The sequence below is a fragment of the Rhodococcus sp. MEB032 genome, from assembly GCF_030208925.1.
GTDB lineage: Bacteria > Actinomycetota > Actinomycetes > Mycobacteriales > Mycobacteriaceae > Rhodococcus_F > Rhodococcus_F qingshengii.
Genome location: NZ_JARVSY010000034.1, coordinates 85852 through 103327, shown reverse-complemented (window position 1 = coordinate 103327; position 17476 = coordinate 85852). Strand labels below are relative to the sequence as shown.

Annotated in this window: 15 protein-coding genes and 1 tRNA gene; 3 read left to right on the top strand and 13 right to left on the bottom strand. The window is 62.4% G+C overall.

Annotation, left to right across the window (positions count from 1 at the left end; translation table 11 throughout):
- Positions 1 to 64: 64 nt before the first annotated feature.
- From QRN54_RS27845 to QRN54_RS27815, 7 genes are all read right to left on the bottom strand, one after another.
- On the bottom strand, positions 65 to 916 hold the full coding sequence (locus QRN54_RS27845) for a Bax inhibitor-1/YccA family protein (RefSeq protein WP_283376197.1): 852 nt from the start codon (positions 914 to 916) through the stop codon (positions 65 to 67).
- Between the two features lie 194 nt (positions 917 to 1110).
- A complete protein-coding gene (locus QRN54_RS27840) occupies positions 1111 to 2247 on the bottom strand; it encodes a class I SAM-dependent methyltransferase (protein WP_007728811.1) in 1137 nt (378 codons plus the stop codon).
- Positions 2248 to 2337: 90 nt separating this feature from the next.
- Positions 2338 to 3024, bottom strand: coding sequence for a nitroreductase (locus QRN54_RS27835; protein ID WP_058226024.1), 687 nt, complete (start codon positions 3022 to 3024; stop codon positions 2338 to 2340).
- 68 nt (positions 3025 to 3092) lie between these two features.
- Positions 3093 to 3998: a TIGR03619 family F420-dependent LLM class oxidoreductase gene (locus QRN54_RS27830; protein ID WP_158170853.1), complete on the bottom strand. Its 906-nt coding sequence runs from the start codon at positions 3996 to 3998 to the stop codon at positions 3093 to 3095.
- Positions 3999 to 4001: 3 nt separating this feature from the next.
- Complete coding sequence (locus tag QRN54_RS27825; RefSeq protein WP_030536264.1) at positions 4002 to 4853, bottom strand: SDR family NAD(P)-dependent oxidoreductase; 852 nt, start codon at positions 4851 to 4853, stop codon at positions 4002 to 4004.
- Between the two features lie 46 nt (positions 4854 to 4899).
- Positions 4900 to 7290 (bottom strand): putative bifunctional diguanylate cyclase/phosphodiesterase, encoded by a 2391-nt coding sequence (locus tag QRN54_RS27820; RefSeq protein ID WP_165639610.1) that lies wholly within the window; start codon positions 7288 to 7290, stop codon positions 4900 to 4902.
- Positions 7283 to 9586 (bottom strand): putative bifunctional diguanylate cyclase/phosphodiesterase, encoded by a 2304-nt coding sequence (locus tag QRN54_RS27815; RefSeq protein ID WP_225320105.1) that lies wholly within the window; start codon positions 9584 to 9586, stop codon positions 7283 to 7285. The genes QRN54_RS27820 and QRN54_RS27815 overlap by 8 nt, the downstream gene beginning before the upstream one ends.
- A 296-nt stretch (positions 9587 to 9882) precedes the next feature.
- Here QRN54_RS27815 and QRN54_RS27810 point away from each other — a divergent pair, with 296 nt between their 5' ends.
- From QRN54_RS27810 to QRN54_RS27800, 3 genes are all read left to right on the top strand, one after another.
- The gene (locus QRN54_RS27810) at positions 9883 to 10560 is read left to right on the top strand and encodes a TerD family protein (protein ID WP_007728823.1); all 678 of its coding nucleotides are present in this window, start codon (positions 9883 to 9885) and stop codon (positions 10558 to 10560) included.
- A 289-nt stretch (positions 10561 to 10849) separates the two neighbouring features.
- On the top strand, positions 10850 to 11044 hold the full coding sequence (locus QRN54_RS27805; RefSeq protein ID WP_058037253.1) for a hypothetical protein: 195 nt from the start codon (positions 10850 to 10852) through the stop codon (positions 11042 to 11044).
- A 908-nt stretch (positions 11045 to 11952) separates the two neighbouring features.
- Entirely contained in the window at positions 11953 to 12639 is a 687-nt protein-coding gene (locus QRN54_RS27800; protein ID WP_234551761.1) for a DUF8020 domain-containing protein, read from the top strand.
- A gap of 93 nt (positions 12640 to 12732) precedes the next feature.
- Here the strand turns inward: QRN54_RS27800 and QRN54_RS27795 are convergent.
- The 6 genes from QRN54_RS27795 to QRN54_RS27770 form a co-directional block, all read right to left on the bottom strand.
- Positions 12733 to 12809 (bottom strand) — tRNA-Leu (locus QRN54_RS27795).
- A gap of 34 nt (positions 12810 to 12843) precedes the next feature.
- Positions 12844 to 13809, bottom strand: coding sequence for a Ppx/GppA phosphatase family protein (locus QRN54_RS27790; protein ID WP_285183516.1), 966 nt, complete (start codon positions 13807 to 13809; stop codon positions 12844 to 12846).
- Positions 13806 to 14351, bottom strand: a complete 546-nt coding sequence (locus QRN54_RS27785; protein ID WP_054827653.1) for a DUF501 domain-containing protein — start codon at positions 14349 to 14351, stop codon at positions 13806 to 13808. The genes QRN54_RS27790 and QRN54_RS27785 overlap by 4 nt, the downstream gene beginning before the upstream one ends.
- Positions 14348 to 15073, bottom strand: a complete 726-nt coding sequence (locus QRN54_RS27780; RefSeq protein ID WP_285183515.1) for an FtsB family cell division protein — start codon at positions 15071 to 15073, stop codon at positions 14348 to 14350. Before QRN54_RS27780 ends, QRN54_RS27785 begins: the two co-directional genes overlap by 4 nt.
- A gap of 20 nt (positions 15074 to 15093) precedes the next feature.
- Positions 15094 to 16380 (bottom strand): phosphopyruvate hydratase, encoded by a 1287-nt coding sequence (gene eno, locus QRN54_RS27775; protein WP_003946309.1) that lies wholly within the window; start codon positions 16378 to 16380, stop codon positions 15094 to 15096.
- Between the two features lie 214 nt (positions 16381 to 16594).
- Positions 16595 to 17407: a lytic transglycosylase domain-containing protein gene (locus tag QRN54_RS27770; RefSeq protein WP_087503791.1), complete on the bottom strand. Its 813-nt coding sequence runs from the start codon at positions 17405 to 17407 to the stop codon at positions 16595 to 16597.
- Between the last annotated feature and the right edge of the window lie 69 nt (positions 17408 to 17476).

Genomic DNA, 17476 nt, shown 5'->3' with positions numbered 1-17476 from the left:
CCACAGACGACAAAAGAAGGGCCCCTCGCGGGGCCCTTCTTCGTGTTACGGATCGACTCGAGAACTAGTCGTTGTTGAAGTAGCTCAGCAGACGCAGGATCTCGACGTACAGCCAGACCAAGGTGACGGTGAGGCCGAATGCGACGCCCCAGGCTGCCTTCTCGGGCGCCTGTGCGCGGATCAGCTGATCAGCGGCGTCGAAGTCGAGCAGGAAGCTGAAGGCTGCGATGCCGATGCAGACGAGGCTGAAGATGATGGCGAGCGTTCCGCCGTCACGCAGTCCCAGTCCGCCCTCGACGAAGAAGCTCGCGACGAGGTTACCGAGGGCCAGAACGACAACGCCGATCAATGCGCCGATGATCATTCGCGTCAGACGCGGTGTCACCCGGATCGCACCGGTCTTGTAGACGACCAGCATGCCGAAGAACACGCCGAACGTTCCGAGGACTGCTTGCGCGATCAGTGCGGATCCGCCGACGCCACCGAATTGAATATCAGTGAACATGAACGACAGCGCACCGAGGAACAGACCCTCGGCGACGGCGTACGCCAACACGATTGCCGGGTTGTCCATCTTGCGGCCGAACGTAGCGACCAGAACCAGAACGAGGCCGACGAGACCGCCGCCGATGACCAGCGGGGCTGCGAGGTCGGCGTTGTTGTTGACCAGGAAGTACGACACCAGTGCCGAGATCGTCAGCACACCGAGCGTGATGCCCGTCTTGGTGACGACGTCGTCGATCGTCATGGCCCGCGAGGTGGGACCGGTCTGGTACGGCTCGGCCGGAGCGTACTGCGGCTGACCGAACTGCTGGGTTGCCTGCGAGGCGCCCGCCGTCGCAGATCCGAACGAGGCGTATCCGTTGCCCTCTTGCTTGGGCAGATTGCGGAACACCGGGTTGCTGGTGGTGCGCACCGTGATCATCCCTTCATCGTGGTGGCCTACGACGGGTGCGTCGCGGGTTCGCCGGACGGATCCGAGTTTCCGACACGGTCCGTGTACCTGACTAAAAGTAAAGCACTCGTAATTTACAACGTCGAAGCTTCGGTTGTAGTTCCCGGCGCATTTCCGGAAGATCAACACTCGTCGACACTCGTCCCTTTTCGATACTAGGACGGTTTGACCGACTTCATCACGATGAACTTCGCGTTCTTCGCCATCGCCTCGCTCGGACCCACCGCGGCTTTCAACGGTTCGCGGTACCCCAGATGCGCGTTGTGAACAGTCCACAACTCGCCACCGGGACGCAGGACACGGCCGGCAGCTTCGAACATCTTGAGTGCTCCGCCGGTGTGGACCGCCGCGCCGACGTGGAACGGCGGGTTCAACAGAACCAGATCCGCGCTCGCACTGGGCAACGAACTCACGGCGTCGTCGCGCAGGCCGCTCACTCGATCGCCGACGCCATTTGCGGACGCGGTCGCCAGGGCCGAAGCGACGGCTGCCGAGGACTGATCCGTTGCGATCACGTGCACGTCCGGGAACTTCCGCGCAATCGCCGCCGCGAGAATGCCGCTGCCACAACCCAGATCGATCACGTCACTCAGCGGATCGACCGCAATCTTTCCGAGGTTCTCGAGGAGCAACCGGGTGCCGATGTCCAGGCTCGCACCGGCAAACACTGCGCCGTGAGCAACGACGTCGAGGTCGAATTCGTCGAGGCGTTCGGTCACCGGGAACGTGATAGCAACATCGGGCTTCGGTTCCGAAGCCTTGAGTACGCGGGACTTCTGACGCCCACGCGAGGCGCTGACGTCGGAAAACGATTCGCCGAGAACCTTGTTCATCGCCGGGGTGATGTGCTTGTCACGCCCACCGGCGAAGACACGAACCGCCGGGTCGGCGTGAAGCGCGATCAGCTGGGCGATCTCGGCAAGTTCGGCGAGGCTACGCGGCAATTGCATAAGCACGACGCGGGCGCCGCTGAGCAACTCCTCGTCCAGTCCGTGCGAGGTGAAGGCGTCACTGAATCCGAGTTCGCGCGCATTGTTCGCGAGGGCCAGCTCTCCGGTGAGCGGATCCTGGTGAACGCGCACGGCGGCGATTCCGTGCACGAGCGCAACACCGGCAGTCAGCGCACCGTAGTGATCGCCGATCACGACGACGGTGCCCGCCGGTGCCGCGGCAAGAGCGTCGGCGGCCTCGTCGAGGATCAGACGATCAGCCGCATCGACGGCAAAGAGATTGGGTGCCTCGACATCGGGGAATCGGCGCAGACGATCGAACAGTTCGGGTGTGTCGGACATGCCACCAGTCTTTCAGGTGGAACTACGCAACACTCAATCCCCCGACCAGCAGGTGATCAGTTCGACATCCCTGTCAGTTCGACATCCCTGTCAGTTCGACATCCACTGCACGACGTTGTCGACGGTTTCGCGTTCGGTGCGGAATCCGTTCACCGGGTGGTCGGTGTCGGGGTACCCGAACGAGATCGCGCAGACAACCTTGCGAGTGTCGTCGATACCGAAATGCTCGTGAATGAACTTGGAGCTGCCCGCGAGCGCCGCCTGCGGAATGGTGGCGACCCCCAGACTCTGGGCCGCGAGCAGGAAGCTGTTCACGTACAACCCGCAGTCGACTGCGCCGTAGGTGCCCAACGCCTCGTCAGTGGTGATGATCGCGACGTGAGGAGCGCCGAAGAGCTCGAAATTCTTCATCGTCTGTGCCGCGGATCCGGCGCGGTCACCGTGCTCGATTCCGACGCTCGAATACAGCGCCATCGCGCAGTCGAACCGCCGCGACTTGTAGATGCCCTGGTACGCGCGCGGGAACTCGAAGTCCGACTCCTGGGCGTTGGCCATCACGTACTCACCGAGGCCGGCGCGGAATCGCTCGGTGCCCTCCCCTTCGGTGATCGCGACCTGCCACGGTTGCGTGTTGCACCACGACGGCGTCTTCTGCGCCAGCCGAAGGATCTCCTCGATCACCTCACGTGGCACCTGACGGTCCTCGTAGGCGCGGCAGCTGATCCGGGCGTCGAGCAACGCTTCCAGGCTCGTATCCACGACGATGCTCTCGGTCATGTGTTCTCTCCTCGATCAGGCTGCACTACAACACTTCGCACGATAGAACTACCGCCTCGACGCAATCGTCAGCGGGTCACCTTTGCGAAGGCCGCCACCAGCTCGCCGAACTCTGCCATCGCCGCATCCGGATCCGGGTCTACTGCCGCCAGCGCGACCAGCACATCGGTGGCACCGGATTCGAGCAGCTGCTCGGCGCCGATCATCGTCGCCGGGAGGTCGATCGAACCGTCGGACCCGCGTACGACGGTCAGTCGCCCACGGACCTGCAATTCCGCTGGATCGCGTCCGAGATCCGCCATCGCTTTGCCGATGACGTCGATCCCTTCACGTAGGTCCTCGTCCGCGGCACCCATGATCGGAATCCACCCGTCACCCCAGGTTGCGACGCGTCGTACAACGGCCTTGGAGAGCGAACCGGACACCCAGATCGGGATTCCAGCGGCCGGACGGGGCGCGCAGTACACGTCGTCGAACTTCAGACGAGGGGTGTCGATGCTCGCCGGCGCCGAACTCCACAGGGCCCGGCACACTGCGAGAGCGTCGTCGAGCAGTGGTCCCCTTTTACCGAAGTCCATACCTGCCGCCTCGTATTCACGTTCCTGCCAACCTGTTCCGACGCCAAGGTCGAGTCGGCCCCCGGAGAGCAGATCGAGTGTCGCGGCCGTCTTGGCCAGTACCGCTCCCCCGCGCAGCGCCGCGATGACGATTCCGGTCCCCAAGCGAATTGTCTTCGTCTGTCCGGCAACAAAAGCCAGGACGGTCAGCGGCTCGAGCCAGTTGGCGTCGGGCTCGGTGGGGAACGCCGACCACGTGTACGCCGAGTTGTCCGAGCCCATCACCACGTGATCGGTGACGAGGACCCGGTCGAAGCCCGCAGCTTCCGCGCTCTGACAGACCTGCACGAGTTTCGCGTAGGAGTCCTCCGCGAGAGTGGTGCCGAAGTTGGGAACGTTCAGACTGAAAGTTGTCATGTGTCAAGCCTTTCGGGGCCGGTTGGTCCAGCCACCCTCTTCTGTGGGGAACCAGCCTCCGGCAGCGTGCGAGCCGCCGTCGACGTGGATCACGGTTCCGGTGATGTATCTCGCCAGGTCGGAAGCCAGGAACAGTGCGGGGCCGGCAATGTCGACCGGCTGGCCCGGTCCGCCCAACGGTGCCCACCCCGGCCACTTGTCCCAGTCGTCGGCAGGAACGATCGTGCGATACGGCACCTGTACCGACTCGATCAGATCCGGGGCAATGGCGTTGACGCGCACTCCGGTTCGACCGATCTCCACACCAAGGCTTCTGGTGAACTGTGTCAGCGCGGCCTTGTATGCCGAGTACATCGTGTGGCCCGGGATCGCTCGATGCGCCTCCACCGTCGTCAGGTTCACGATCGATCCACCCAAACCGCGGTCGATCATGCCGGGAAGCAGGGCATGGGTCAGACGCACGACGTGATCGAAATTGATGCTGCCGGCCTCGGACCAGAAACCGGGATCCGTACCGGTGAACTCTGTCGGCGGGTTCAGGAAATGACCCACGTTGTTCACAAGGACGTCCGGGGCGAACTCGGTCAACGCGACGGGGACTTCCCGCGTCCGCACGTCGTACTCGAGATAGTTGATCGAACCACCTGCAGCCGAGTCGAATTCGACGTCGCCAAGAGGAGCCACGTCGACAACCAGAACTGACGCGCCATGCGATGCAAATGCTCGAACAATCGCTGCGCCGATTCCCTGGGAACCGCCTGTGACCACTGCCTTCTTACCCACCAACATCGGCCCTGGGGAGTACGCCGATCCGACCACCACGAAGACACCCTTCTGCAGTTCGATGTGAAGCACTTCGGCGTACCGTCACACATCGAACGGCAAAACGGGCGCAAAGTTCTCACTCAGTGGTAGCCGCGACACCCCACCTGCTCGAACCGCCGAGTCGCCCATTCAAATAGTGCGGAATCTCGGCTGCCCGTATCGGCATTCCCTCGAGGTACCCCTGGATCACGTCACATCCGCACTCGGTCACTATCGCGCGCTGCCTCTCCGTCTCCACGCCCTCGGCGACGGTGTCCAGCCCCAGAGACTTGGCAATCGCGATGACGGCTCGCAAGACAGCGAACCTCGAATTCGAGGGATCCGCGTCCAGCGGTGCGACGAACGCCCGATCGATCTTCAACCGATCGAGCGGCAGCCGGGCCAAGCTGGCAACCGAGGAGAACCCGGTGCCGAAGTCGTCCATCGCAATGGCGATGCCGAGCGCCGAGAGCTGTACCAACACATCTCGGTCGGCGTCGTCGATGACCAACGATTCGGTCACCTCGATCTCGAGTCGGCTGGGGTGGAGGTTCACCTCGATCAGTGTCCGGCGTACCGAGTCGACGTATCGACTCGAACGCAGTTGCACCTGAGAAACATTGACGGCAACCCGAATGTCCTCCGGCCACGTTGTCGCCGCCGTGCAGGCAGCCCTCAGAACACCTGCACCGATCGGCACGATCAAGCCGGTTTCCTCGGCGACCGAAATGAAGTCTCCCGGCGAGACGAGACCTGAAGTCGGATGGTTCCACCGCAGCAGAGCCTCGAACCCGACAACAACTCCAGTCGCGGCCGAGACCTGTGGCTGATAAACCAACTCGAACTCTTCGTCGATCAACGCACGACGAAGATCCAACAATGCCCTGGCCCTACCCGTCGCACGATCCCGCAAAGTCGCATCGAAGGCGCGAATCTGGTTCCGACCGCTCTCCTTTGCGTGGTAAAGCGCGAGGTCCGCGACAATCACCAGGTCTTCGAGGCTGTCGGCGTCGTCGGGCATCGAGCCGTACCCCAGACTGGCACGAATGCGAATCTGGTTGCCGACCAGTGAAAATGGTCGTTCGAATGAGTCGAGAATCGTTTGGAATCTCTTCTCCACCTCATCTGCACTCCCGATGTCGTCGAAGGCTAGGTCGTCGAAGGCGATGGCGAACTCGTCACCCCCCAGTCGGCCACAGATCTCGTTCGATCGCAGAACGCTGTGCAGTCTGCCGGCAACATCGCGAAGCACGTCGTCTCCGATGTGGTGTCCCAACCGGTCGTTGATCGACTTGAAGTTGTCCAGATCCAGAATTGCCAGCCACACCCTGTGTCCGTCCCGAATCCGCGAAGACAGTTGAGCGTTGAAGCTGTACCGATTTCTGAGACCGGTCAACGAATCGATCTCTGCCAATCGCAAGATATTCTGGCGCTGGTGATACGAGTGCGTGATATCGGATCCGACACCGCGCCACCCGTAGGTCGCCCCATCGCCACTGCCCGGGTGACCTGACATCGACCACCAGCGAGTATCGCCCCGAACGACGACCTGCATGGTGAGGTCCCGAAACGCCGTCCCGGCTTGAAAATTCGCGGCGAGGAGATCAAGGGACTTCCTGCCCACATCTGTTCGGGACGCGCCGATCCCGATCAGGATCTCGTGCATTGTGCGGCCCCGAATCTGTGCTGCCGGCAAACCGACCTGCTCGGCGAATCGATACGACACGGTACTGGCGATACCGCGCGAATCGGTCTCCCAGAGCCAATCCTGTGCTCCGTCTTCGAGATCGTTGAGCAACAACTCGACGAGATCTCGTTCGTCCTCGGCTATGAGTTCGGCGCGTAGCCGTCTCTCGAAAAGTTTGGCCAACAGCAAAGTTCCGCTGTAGAGCGAACCTACAAAGACGACCAGCACCCCGATCAGCACGAAACGCGATGTGCCCGGTTCCGTCCAGAACGCCCCGGCCAACCCGACTCCCACCAGGCTGATCCAGACCACAGTGATTCCGCGAAACATCATGGTGGGAAACACGCCGACCGCGATCCCACCGATCAAGGTCGAGCTCAGTACCAACTCGTCACGAGGATCGAGCATCGGGAAGAGAACGAGAGCCAAGCACGCCAGGAGCACTCCCCAGACAATGATTTCGACTGTGAGTACCACCAGTTCGGTGGTCTGGGACTCGGAGACGCCGAGACGCGAGCGCCGGAGCCAATACACACTGAATCCAGCGCTCGACAACAGCATGACGCTCGACCAGGCGAAGGTGAACCATCCGGCATCCACCGGCAGAAGCACCACGATCGCTGACAAGGCAACCGCCGCGGTCAGAAACGACCACGGCAGTACGCGCGCGGTGAACCGCAGTCGTCGATCGAGTAGGCGACGGCGATCGTAATCCGAGAGGTGTTGTTCCGTGCCGCTGCGACCGAGTTTGCGCACCGACGTCCCGACGCGACGCCTACGGAGTACTGCCGGGTCATCCACGTCGGCCTGCTACCGCCGCTGCGACCGCGTCGACCGACATGGCTCCGCCGGCGATGTATCCCTGAACAGTCCTCACCCTTGCAGCGGCCACGGACTTCAAGTCCTCCTCACCGTCGACTCCCGAGACGACGACCTCCATTCCCAACGCGTCGACCAGATCCACGACAGCTTCGAGGATCGACCGCCCACCAGGCACTGCACCCGAAATGGAGCGTTCTATCCGGACTCGGGTGAACGGAAGGCCGGACAGTGATGCGAGCGAGGAGAATCCGGCGCCGAACTCGTCCACGGTCAGCGCGATTCCCATGTCCGCGATGGCGTGCAACGCAAACTTGGACTCGTCGGTGATCGCCGATGATTCGTTGAGTTGGAGCTCGAGCTGATGTGCACTGACACCTGATCGTCGAAGCGAATCCCCTATCGCGACGACAAAGGAATCCGATTCGAGCTGACGCGTCGATACCGCGACGGCTACCCGCAGGTGATCAGGAAGGCGGGACGCCGCCTCGCAGGCCAACTCGAAGACGGTAGTCCCCAGTGAGTACGCCAAACCGGTGTCGTCTGCGACGCTCATGAATTCGGCGGACGTAACGGCACCGAGGCGGGCGTTGTGCCAGATCACGCGGACTTCCACGGCCACGATCTCGCGGGAAACCACGTCGATCCTGGGCAACAGCTCGAGTTCGAGGTCCTTCTCCGCGACAGTGTTTCCCAGATCTTCGAGCAGGCGGGCCCGCCGATCGGCCACGGACTTCATCGAGTCTCGATATTCACGTACGGCCCCGCGCCCGGATTCCTTTGCCGCGAACAAAGCCAGGTCCGCAGCGCCCATCATCTCGTCGGCGGAGGACGGCAGCTCGTCGGGGAGGTAGTACCCGATGCTGCATCCGATCTCCAACCGCGTACCAGCCACTGTGATCGGCTCGTGCAGAGTTTCGATGTAGCGGCCGAGCAGAGTACGAACTTGTGAGCTGTCACCCACATCGGTGAAAAGAACCGCGAACTCGTCTCCCCCCAGACGTGCGAACAACTGTGACACCCCGCCGGCTTCGGACAGGCGATCCGCGACCTCTCGCAGAACCGCGTCGCCAACGGTGTGTCCCAGTGTGTCGTTGACCGACTTGAAGTTGTCGAGGTCGAGCATGGCCAACGCGAGACCACTTTCGCTTGTGTACGGCTCGCGCAGCAGTCGCTCGAGCTCGGTCCAGAAGCTGTGCCGGTTCGGCATACCGGTGAGTGCGTCCACACGACCCATCCGCACGATCTCGTCACTCTGCAGTTTTACTTCCGTGACGTCGGAACCGACTCCTCGCCAGACGAACTCGTCGGGTGTACGGCCGGGGCGCGGGCGTCCGGAGATCTGCCACCACCGAATTTCACCGTGAACTCGGACCGGAACGAGCACGTCGACGAATGCGGTCTTCGTGTGGCGGGCCTGCTGCAACTCCATGAGCGCATCGATCCCGCCGGGGATCCGTAGGGTGCCCAACTCCATGAACAGGTCCTGCCACGCCGTTCCCTGCAACTCGGTGGAGTCCAGCCCCGCTTCGACCGCGAGCCGCGTCGGGATTCGGTTGAACTTGCCTTTCTGGTCCGTCTCCCACACGAAGTCCCCGGCGTTGCCTTCGAAGTCTTCGAGAAGCATCTGCACGACCGATCGTTCCGACGCGGCGCTCAATTCAGCTCGATAGCGAGATTCCAGGTTGCCCGAGACCACTATCGTGCCGCCGATCAGAGCCGCGCCATAGGCGATCATTCCAATGAGAATTCGTTCGAACTCGGGTCCCGGCTGAAGCCAGAATGCCACCCCGAGGATTATCAGATTGGACAGGACCCAGGTGACCCCCACCACTCGCAACATCGCGGTGGCCACGGCTCCGGCACCGGTGATCGATGTGGTGACCGCTATCAGGATCAGATCGCCGGAATCGTCCAGGATCGGGTACAGGACCAGGGCGAGCGAGGAATACAGGATCCCGACTACAGCAAATTCGACGATGAGAAACGCGTAGGACATCCGGTACGTGGGTGTGATCAGGTTGAAATGAATGGCGAGACCCACGCACATCCCCACCAACCCGATCACGCCGGACAGCAATGGCCACACACGCGGCAGCGGTCCGCCGTCCGGGGGAATTACATACAACGTCAGCCCGAGTGTGACGACGAGGTGGACGGCAGCGGCCCATGGCAGCACGCCGAAGGTGACGGCTATCTGCTCACGAGTTACGTCATCACGTTGGGCGGGCGTCAGTCTTTCTCTCTGGCGGGGTTGCAGAAGCGACAGGACTGGCATCACTTACCTCCCGCTCCCACGACGCAATTGAATCGGACGTCCGACTCAGCAATTCTTCCGTAATTGGACGTTGCCGTGTCAACCAGTGCGTCCACCCTATTTCGGAGTCGCGTCTGCCCACAGACACAGTAATCAGCAAACTGCTGGTCTGCCGCAAGTTGGCGCCGCAAGTTTGATGCCCATGGGTTGAAATCAGACATGAGGGACAATGGCCGGAGATCGCCGATCACGTCGGTGGAGATTCCTCGACGGGTAACACGATCGGACTCATTCGAGTTCAGACAAGGACTATCACGATGGCAATCGACTACACCCGACGTTCCGGCGAGTCCACTCCGTCGCAAGCACCGGTCAGCCTGAGCAAGATCACGCTCACAAAATCGGCGCCGACGGTCAACCTCGCGAAGGCGGGTGAACGACAAGGCAATATGCGCGTGAACCTCAACTGGTCACAGGGGGCACCACCGAAGAAGACCGGTTTTCTCGCCAAGCTCGCCGGCGCAGGCTCTGGTGCGGTCGACCTGGACCTCGGATGCCTCTACGAACTTGCCGACGGGTCCAAGGGAGTAGTTCAGGCCTTGGGTAACAGTTTCGGTTCACTGACTTCTCCGCCCTACATCTCCCTCGACGGCGACGACCGCAGTGGTGCGAACACCGGCGGCGAGAACATGCACGTCAATCTTGGTGACCCAAGCGCTTTCCGGCGAATCCTGATCTTCGCGATGATCTACGACGGCGCTCCCAACTGGGCGGCGGTGGACGGCGTCGTCACCTTGTATCCCACCAACGGGCCGGAGGTGGAAGTGCGACTCGACTCCGCCAGCAACCAGGAGCGACTGTGCGCGATCGCTCTCATCCAGAGTTCAGGTCAGGGCGTGACGGTGACGCGCGAAGTGCAGTACATCAACGGCAGTCAGTCAGATCTCGATCGGGCCTACAACTGGGGAATGAAATGGGCTGCCGGACGAAAGTAGGGGCTGCGGACGGGATCTCCCCCATCCGAATGACAATGTCCGAATCATCCACAATGTCGCAAGTTACTGGATAGTGTCGAGAAGTGGGGTCGGACATGAGGGGTCACGCTCGACACCGATAGTGGGTCGGTGACGCTATGTGCTTGGCGACGCCGACGTTCGACCGGAAAGGCCCTCGATTTCCCCCGAGATCGAGGGCCTTTTCGTATCTTGCGTCACTGTTCGCACCCTTTCATTAGTTGATCGTTAAACTAGGCGTTCGTCCAACATGCACCGATGGAGAACGTGAATGTCCACGAATTCAGATCGACGCCCGCGCCTGCCCGTGAGAATCGCCTACCTCGCCGCAGGAGTTCTCTTTGTCGCCGCCATGCTCCTGTTTGCAAGCGTCGTCAACCCTGATCGGGACCGCGATTTCTCGATGAACCACGTCCCCGCGGGGACGTCGACGACCGCCTTCGCCGCAACGTCCGACCTCGGCTAACGAAGGTACCGGTACGTAAGTGGCGCACGTCACGAACTGTGGGTAGTTTCAACGCCGATGGTTCGCCGTAGGTCGGTATTGAGAGGGACGGCCAACCACTGCCCTGCCTGGTTGCCCCACCCAAGCACGCAGGGCACCCCAGATCAGGCAGGCACCCCCGATAATTTAAGCCTCAAGTAACTGTTACTCGGGAAAGACTTGTATGAAACGGGGACGAATCGTACATTTCATCCGGCAGTCGGCCTTCGTCCGACGCCTTTGCCGTCAATGTCGACGGAACTTCTCTGAACACCACCACAAGTCGGCCACTTGTCGTGACCGCATTCGTCCTCGCGAAAGGCTCGCCCATGTTCGATTTCTTCGGCGCAATCTCCGGCTTCTTCGGCCTACTGTTCGGCACCGGCTCGTCGAGCGGGAGCTCGGGAGGAAGCAGCGACGCACCCGTCGCCCCGCCTACCTGATCCACAAGCCAATCTCTTTGAAACACAACGTAACAGCACTTCAACTCCACCGACTTTTCTGCGGATTCACGCCTACGCACTCCGGCGTCCGGACAGTTTCACCACATCGCCTGCAGTAATGGGTCCTGTGTCCGCCATTCTCCGTCGAGACACACCCGCAGACCTCCCAACCGACAAGGCATGTGTTCGCCGTGAGCCGGTGTCCGTTGGGGCAGCAGTCCGGGGATTGCTCGGTCAACCGCATCTCCACATTTTCGCACACATGTTCGACAACTTGGTACTGCACGCTGCACATTCGATTGCACCGGCCGCTTCCGGTCGGCCCGAGCGCAACTATCCCTTCCGTCACTTCGGTCTGCTTTAATACGAAGGCTTTGTCGGGGGTTTACCAATGTCCGAAGTTGTCGAGTTTCTGCGAGCACACACAGGCGAACACGGGGTTGAACTATGGGTTTCTTCAAGAAGGCGGCAGTGACTGCTCTAGCGGTCGCTGCAGTCGGAGCATCAACAGGGATCGCATCAGCTGATCCGTCGACCGACGTGAATTACGAAGCGAAGGTCGTCGACAAGTCGATCGTCACCACCATCGACGCCGGGCTGTTCAAGGTATCCGGCGACGACAAGTCCGTCGTCTTGCAGGACAGCAAGGGAGCCGACCTTGTTTCCCTGCCTATCGCATACAACCTCGGGGATCTACAGTTCCCCTTCGATCGCACGATCAGTGAAGACGGTAAGACCCTCACGCTGACACCGATCACCGATTCGGCGAAGGCAACACCTCGACCCGAGAGTGCGCCTGCGGCAAAGGAATGGACGCCCGTCGCCTCGCCCGAGGAGAATGATCGGGCGATTGCGCACTTCCAGAGCCAACTCGGACTCGGCACTCAGGTCGGCAGCCTGCTCGGCACCATCGTCGGCGCCGGAATCGGTTGCGCTGTCGGCGCTCCGCTGGGCTTGACCATCGTCGGACTCCCCGTCGCCGTGGCACTGTGCCTGGGTGGCCTCGCAACAGGCGCCGGAATCGGCGGTGTCGCCGGAACGATCCTCGGCGGCGGCGGCGCGGCTGTCGTAGCCGGCATCGATCTCGTCAACACGCTGAATGCTCCTGCAGGGACGACCGTCTGGGCTCAGTAGCCACTTGGTGGTCAGTCGCTGCTCCACGGAAAGCCCCGCCCGCCCGAAGAGGACGAGCGGGGTTTTTCGATTCAATGTGCAGGAGGATCTACGTGGTGCCCCCAGTCGGACTCGAACCGACACTTGACGGATTTTAAGTCCGTTGCCTCTGCCAATTGGGCTATGGGGGCCTTGCCGCACCCGACGGGTCGGGTGCGGCAGGGATCAGACTATCGGGTCGGTCTGAGCTACCGACATCGCGATGCCGTCGAGTATGTCGTGTTCGCTGACAACCAGTTCGGCGATCCCGGCTTTGGCTTCGAACGCTTGAGCCAGCACCGTGGTGATGATCGCTCCGCCGCCGATGACGTCCACCCGCCCCGGATGCATCGGGCCGAAGGCAGCACGATCAACCCGAGGCATAGCAATGAGACGCTCGCACACGTCGAACAGTTGATTGAACGAAATCCTCGACAGGTGCACCTTCTCGGCGTCGTACTCCGGAAGATCCTGCGCGATCGCGGCCAGCGTCGTCATGGTTCCAGCGACACCCACCCACGTGTGCGCCTTCTCGACGGGTACGGCCTCGAACGCCTCGGCAAGTTTCGCGGTCGCGAAAGCCGTCGCCTCGGAAACCTGCTCTGCTGTAGGCGGATCCGACGGTAAGCACCGCTCCGTGACGCGCACACAGCCGATGTCGGTGGAGTACGCAGCCTGGACGCCGGACGCCTCGCCGAGGACAACTTCGGTGGATCCGCCGCCGAGATCGACCACCACGAAGGGGCCCTCCGACGGATCGAGTTCTCCCACAGCACCGCTGAACGATAGGCGCGCCTCTTCGTCGCCGGTGATGACCTCTGCTCCGGATCCGGGAATCACCGCGCCGAGCACGTCCCGCGTCATCGTGAAGAAGTCTTCCCGATTCGCAGCGTCGCGAGTAGCCGAGGTGGCGACCATGCGAACGGCGGTTGCTCCGGCATCGGCGATCATCGACGCGTACTCGACCAGCGCGACCCGGGTGCGTTCGATGGCCTCGGGCGCGAATGTCCCTGTCGCATCAACACCTTGACCGAGTCGCACGACGCGCATCTCGCGCCGGACATCCACCAGACGACCGTCGGCGCCGACGTCGGCGATCAGCAGTCGAATGGAGTTGGTACCGCAATCGACTGCGGCGACACGGCGAGTCACCGGTCGGTGTTGTCGGCATCGTCGATGCCAGGCCAGTCCGCGGGAATTGCAGTGCCGCGCAGCTTTCCGTGACCGGCCAACGCGACGGACTCGTCACCGAGCGGATTGACGCCGGGTCCCTTGGCAAGCGAATGTGCCATCAACACGTGCAGGCACTTGACACGATCCGGCATCCCACCGCCGGCAAAGTCGGTTCCCAGAGATTCGATCGCGTCCCGCTCGGCAAGGTACGACTCGTATGCCCGTCGGTAGGCCGCGGCAAGTTTCGGATCCTGGGTCAGGCGTTCGGTCATTTCACGCATGACGCCGGCGGATTCCTGACGGCTCGCTTCGGCAGTCAGTCGCGGGTCCGTGAGGTAGTACAACGTCGGGAACGGTGTTCCGTCCGGAAGTTTGGGGGCGGTCTTGACCACGCCCGGCTGACCGTCCGGGCTGCGGTACGCGATCTCGATCACTCCGCGTGGCTCACGGCCCAATTGAGCGGCAACGGCGTCGAGATCCGCTTGTGAAACCTGTGGGGAATTTTCGGACGTGTTGCTCACCCGGTGGGTACTCCTTGTTCTTCTGGCTCTATCGGCGCCAACGGCATCGGGGCCGGTGTCGTCGTCTCGGGAACCACTGGCGGTTCCGAAATCGTTTGCCACAGATCGCGATACCACGGACCTGTGAGCGGTGTTTCCTTTTCCGGCTTCTTCTCGGGTTCCTTGTAGTCACCGGGAAGCTGAACCTGGAACGGGGTCTCGCCCGGTTTGACGTACCGAAGGCGTTCTCGTGCAAGAGCTTCGATGTACGCAGGGTCGTCGAAGCGCGCGTTCTGCCCTTGCAGCTTTCGCAGTTCTTCCTCGAGTACCTGACGTTCCGCCGCCACCTGCGCGGCATCCGAACGCTGGCTGATGTAAGTACGGAGCGGCACTGCCAGTGTCAGCGCCAGCATGAGCACAACCATCGCGAGCACAACTGCCCGACTGGTGGACAAGCCGAAAATGGTGTTGTCCGACTTCGGAAGCCGAGACCAGAACTTGTTGGTTCCGCTCTTCCCCCGGGCCGACTTCGACCCTCGCGCCGACGCTTTCTCGGCGGAGACCCCCGGTTGCGCGGGGCCTGTCACAGCGGAATCGACTGCTTCCGGATCTACCGAAGGTTCCGACACGCGTGGGCGTCGGGCACTGTCCCGACGCGCACGCGACGGTGTGTCCCCACGACGGGAACCACGACCCCCCGGACTTCCGCCGGGGGATCGTGGCTTACCGCGCTGTGCAGACACTACTGAATCTTAGATTTCCGTCAGGCCTCGAAAGCGAAGCGCGGGAACGCAACCTCGCCGGCGTAACGTGCTGCGTCGCCGAGGTTTTCCTCGATGCGCAGCAGCTGGTTGTACTTGGCAACGCGCTCGCTGCGTGCCGGAGCACCGGTCTTGATCTGGCCGCTGCCGACGGCAACCGCGAGGTCGGCGATGGTGGTGTCCTCGGTCTCGCCGGAACGGTGGCTCATCATCGTCTTGTAGCCGTTGCGGTGAGCGAGATCGACGGCGTCGAGGGTCTCGGTCAGGGTGCCGATCTGGTTGACCTTCACCAGGAGTGCGTTGGCCGCACCCTTGACGATGCCTTCTTCGAGGCGCTCGGGGTTGGTGACGAAGAGGTCGTCGCCGACGAGCTGGATCTTGTTGCCGATCTGATCGGTGAGTGCGACCCAGCCGTCCCAGTCGTCTTCGTCGAGCGGATCCTCGATGGAAACGAGCGGGTAGGCGTCGATGAGCTCGGCGTAGAACGCCGCCATCTCGGCCGCGGTGCGGTTCTTGCCCTCGAACTTGTAGCCGGTGCCGTCGGTGTAGAACTCGGTGGCAGCGACGTCGAGAGCGAGCGCGACGTCGGTACCCAGCTTGAGGCCGGTCTTGTTCACGGCGATCGTGATGAGGTCGAGTGCTTCCTTGGTGCCTGCGACGTCGGGCGCGAATCCGCCTTCGTCGCCGAGACCGGTGGAGAGGCCCTTCTCCTTGAGAACCGACTTCAGGGAGTGGTAGACCTCGGCGCCCCAGCGCAGCGATTCCTTGAAGCTCGGTGCGCCGATGGGAGCAACCATGAACTCCTGGACGTCGACACCGGTGTCTGCGTGTGCGCCACCGTTGAGGATGTTCATCATCGGGACAGGGAGAACGTGAGCGTTGGGGCCACCGACGTAGCGGAACAGCTCGAGGCCCGAGGACTCGGCGGCGGCGCGAGCCACGGCAAGCGAGGCACCGAGCAGAGCGTTTGCGCCGAGACGCGACTTGTCCGGGGTGCCGTCCGCGTCGAGCAGCGCCTGGTCAACCGTGCGCTGCTCGGTTGCGTCGATGCCGATGATGGCAGGAGCGATCTCGCCGAGCACAGCCTCCACGGCCTTCTCGACGCCCTTTCCGCCGTAGCGTGCGCCACCGTCGCGCAGTTCGACGGCTTCGTGCTCACCCGTCGAAGCGCCGGACGGCACCGCAGCCCTGGCGAAACTTCCGTCTTCGAGCAGAACCTCGACCTCAACCGTGGGGTTACCACGGGAATCAAGGATCTCGCGAGCTCCGACCTGCTCAATACTGGCCACTGTGTGGTTCTCCTTCGAATGGGCTTCGCATTGGGGCACGCTCTGCGTGCTTGACACCTGGGCTCCGACCCCTCCGGTCGAAAGAGGACCACGATCGCGGCTGGGCCTCTGCAGTGCCAGCACCTCTGTAGTGCCAGCACACAGCCTAACCGCACGGGCCGAAGGCTTCTTTATCGACGCGCGGTCACGGGTCCGACCTGCGGATCGATCACCGTCAGTCCGGCCGTACCCCGACTGAATACGCCGACGCACGATCACGAACGAGCGCGAGATAGTCGCCCGAGAGGTTGTACGCCATCAGTGCCTGCTGCCATCCGGCAGCGGAAGTGAGGTCTCCCCCGCGTGCACACAGGTAGCGGGCGGCCGTGAGGGCAGCGTCGTCGATGTTGTCGGGGTCCACCCGGCCGTCGCCGTTGGCGTCGACTCCCCATTTGAGCCACGTCTCGGGGATGAACTGCATGGGCCCCATCGCACGGTCGTGCACTGGATCGCCGTCCATCGCCCCGCCGTCGGTGTCGGGGATCTCGGCAACTCCCGGGCCACCGTCGAGAGGGATTCCCCGAATGATCGGAGCAACCTGGCCGAACGCGTCGACCGACGAGCCGTCGTAGGTCCCGTGGCGGCTCTCGACGCTGCCGATACCGGCCAAAGTTGTCCACCCGATTCCGCAGCCAGGAAGCGTCTCGGCCATCACCGCGGCGGCGTACCCGTAGGCCTCGAGTGCCGTCGTCCCGATCCCGATGTCGTCCGACAATCCCGCTGCCCAGTCGGCGAGTTGATCAGCACTGCGGCCGGGAGCATTGATGTCGATCGGCGGCGTCGGAGAGCCGGTACCTGGGGGTATGCCCTCGGGAATAGCAACCTTCGGTTCGTTCGATCCGCAAGCCACGACGCCTGCGCCCAGCAAAGCTGTTCCGGCAGCTACTGCTGCTACGGCTCGCGAGAGACGCCGGGGACTTCTGCGGGCTACGGGAGTTCGGTACACCCCTCCATCATCCACATGCGAGTGAACTACTCCCGAATCCATTGGTAAAGAACAGCAAAAGTACAGGTGAGGGCATGGTTCGCCGTCGATGATGGAGTATCTTCTTCTGAG

What these genes read in the sequence shown, in the direction of transcription:
- QRN54_RS27840 (WP_007728811.1), bottom strand. Translation starts at nt 2,247, where the DNA reads ATGTCCGACACACCCGAACTGTTCGATCGTCTGCGCCGATTCCCCGAT.
- QRN54_RS27835 (WP_058226024.1), bottom strand. Translation starts at nt 3,024, where the DNA reads ATGACCGAGAGCATCGTCGTGGATACGAGCCTGGAAGCGTTGCTCGAC.
- QRN54_RS27830 (WP_158170853.1), bottom strand. Translation starts at nt 3,998, where the DNA reads ATGACAACTTTCAGTCTGAACGTTCCCAACTTCGGCACCACTCTCGCG.
- QRN54_RS27815 (WP_225320105.1), bottom strand. Translation starts at nt 9,586, where the DNA reads ATGCCAGTCCTGTCGCTTCTGCAACCCCGCCAGAGAGAAAGACTGACG.
- QRN54_RS27810 (WP_007728823.1), top strand. Translation starts at nt 9,883, where the DNA reads ATGGCAATCGACTACACCCGACGTTCCGGCGAGTCCACTCCGTCGCAA.
- QRN54_RS27805 (WP_058037253.1), top strand. Translation starts at nt 10,850, where the DNA reads ATGTCCACGAATTCAGATCGACGCCCGCGCCTGCCCGTGAGAATCGCC.
- QRN54_RS27800 (WP_234551761.1), top strand. Translation starts at nt 11,953, where the DNA reads ATGGGTTTCTTCAAGAAGGCGGCAGTGACTGCTCTAGCGGTCGCTGCA.
- QRN54_RS27770 (WP_087503791.1), bottom strand. Translation starts at nt 17,407, where the DNA reads ATGGATTCGGGAGTAGTTCACTCGCATGTGGATGATGGAGGGGTGTAC.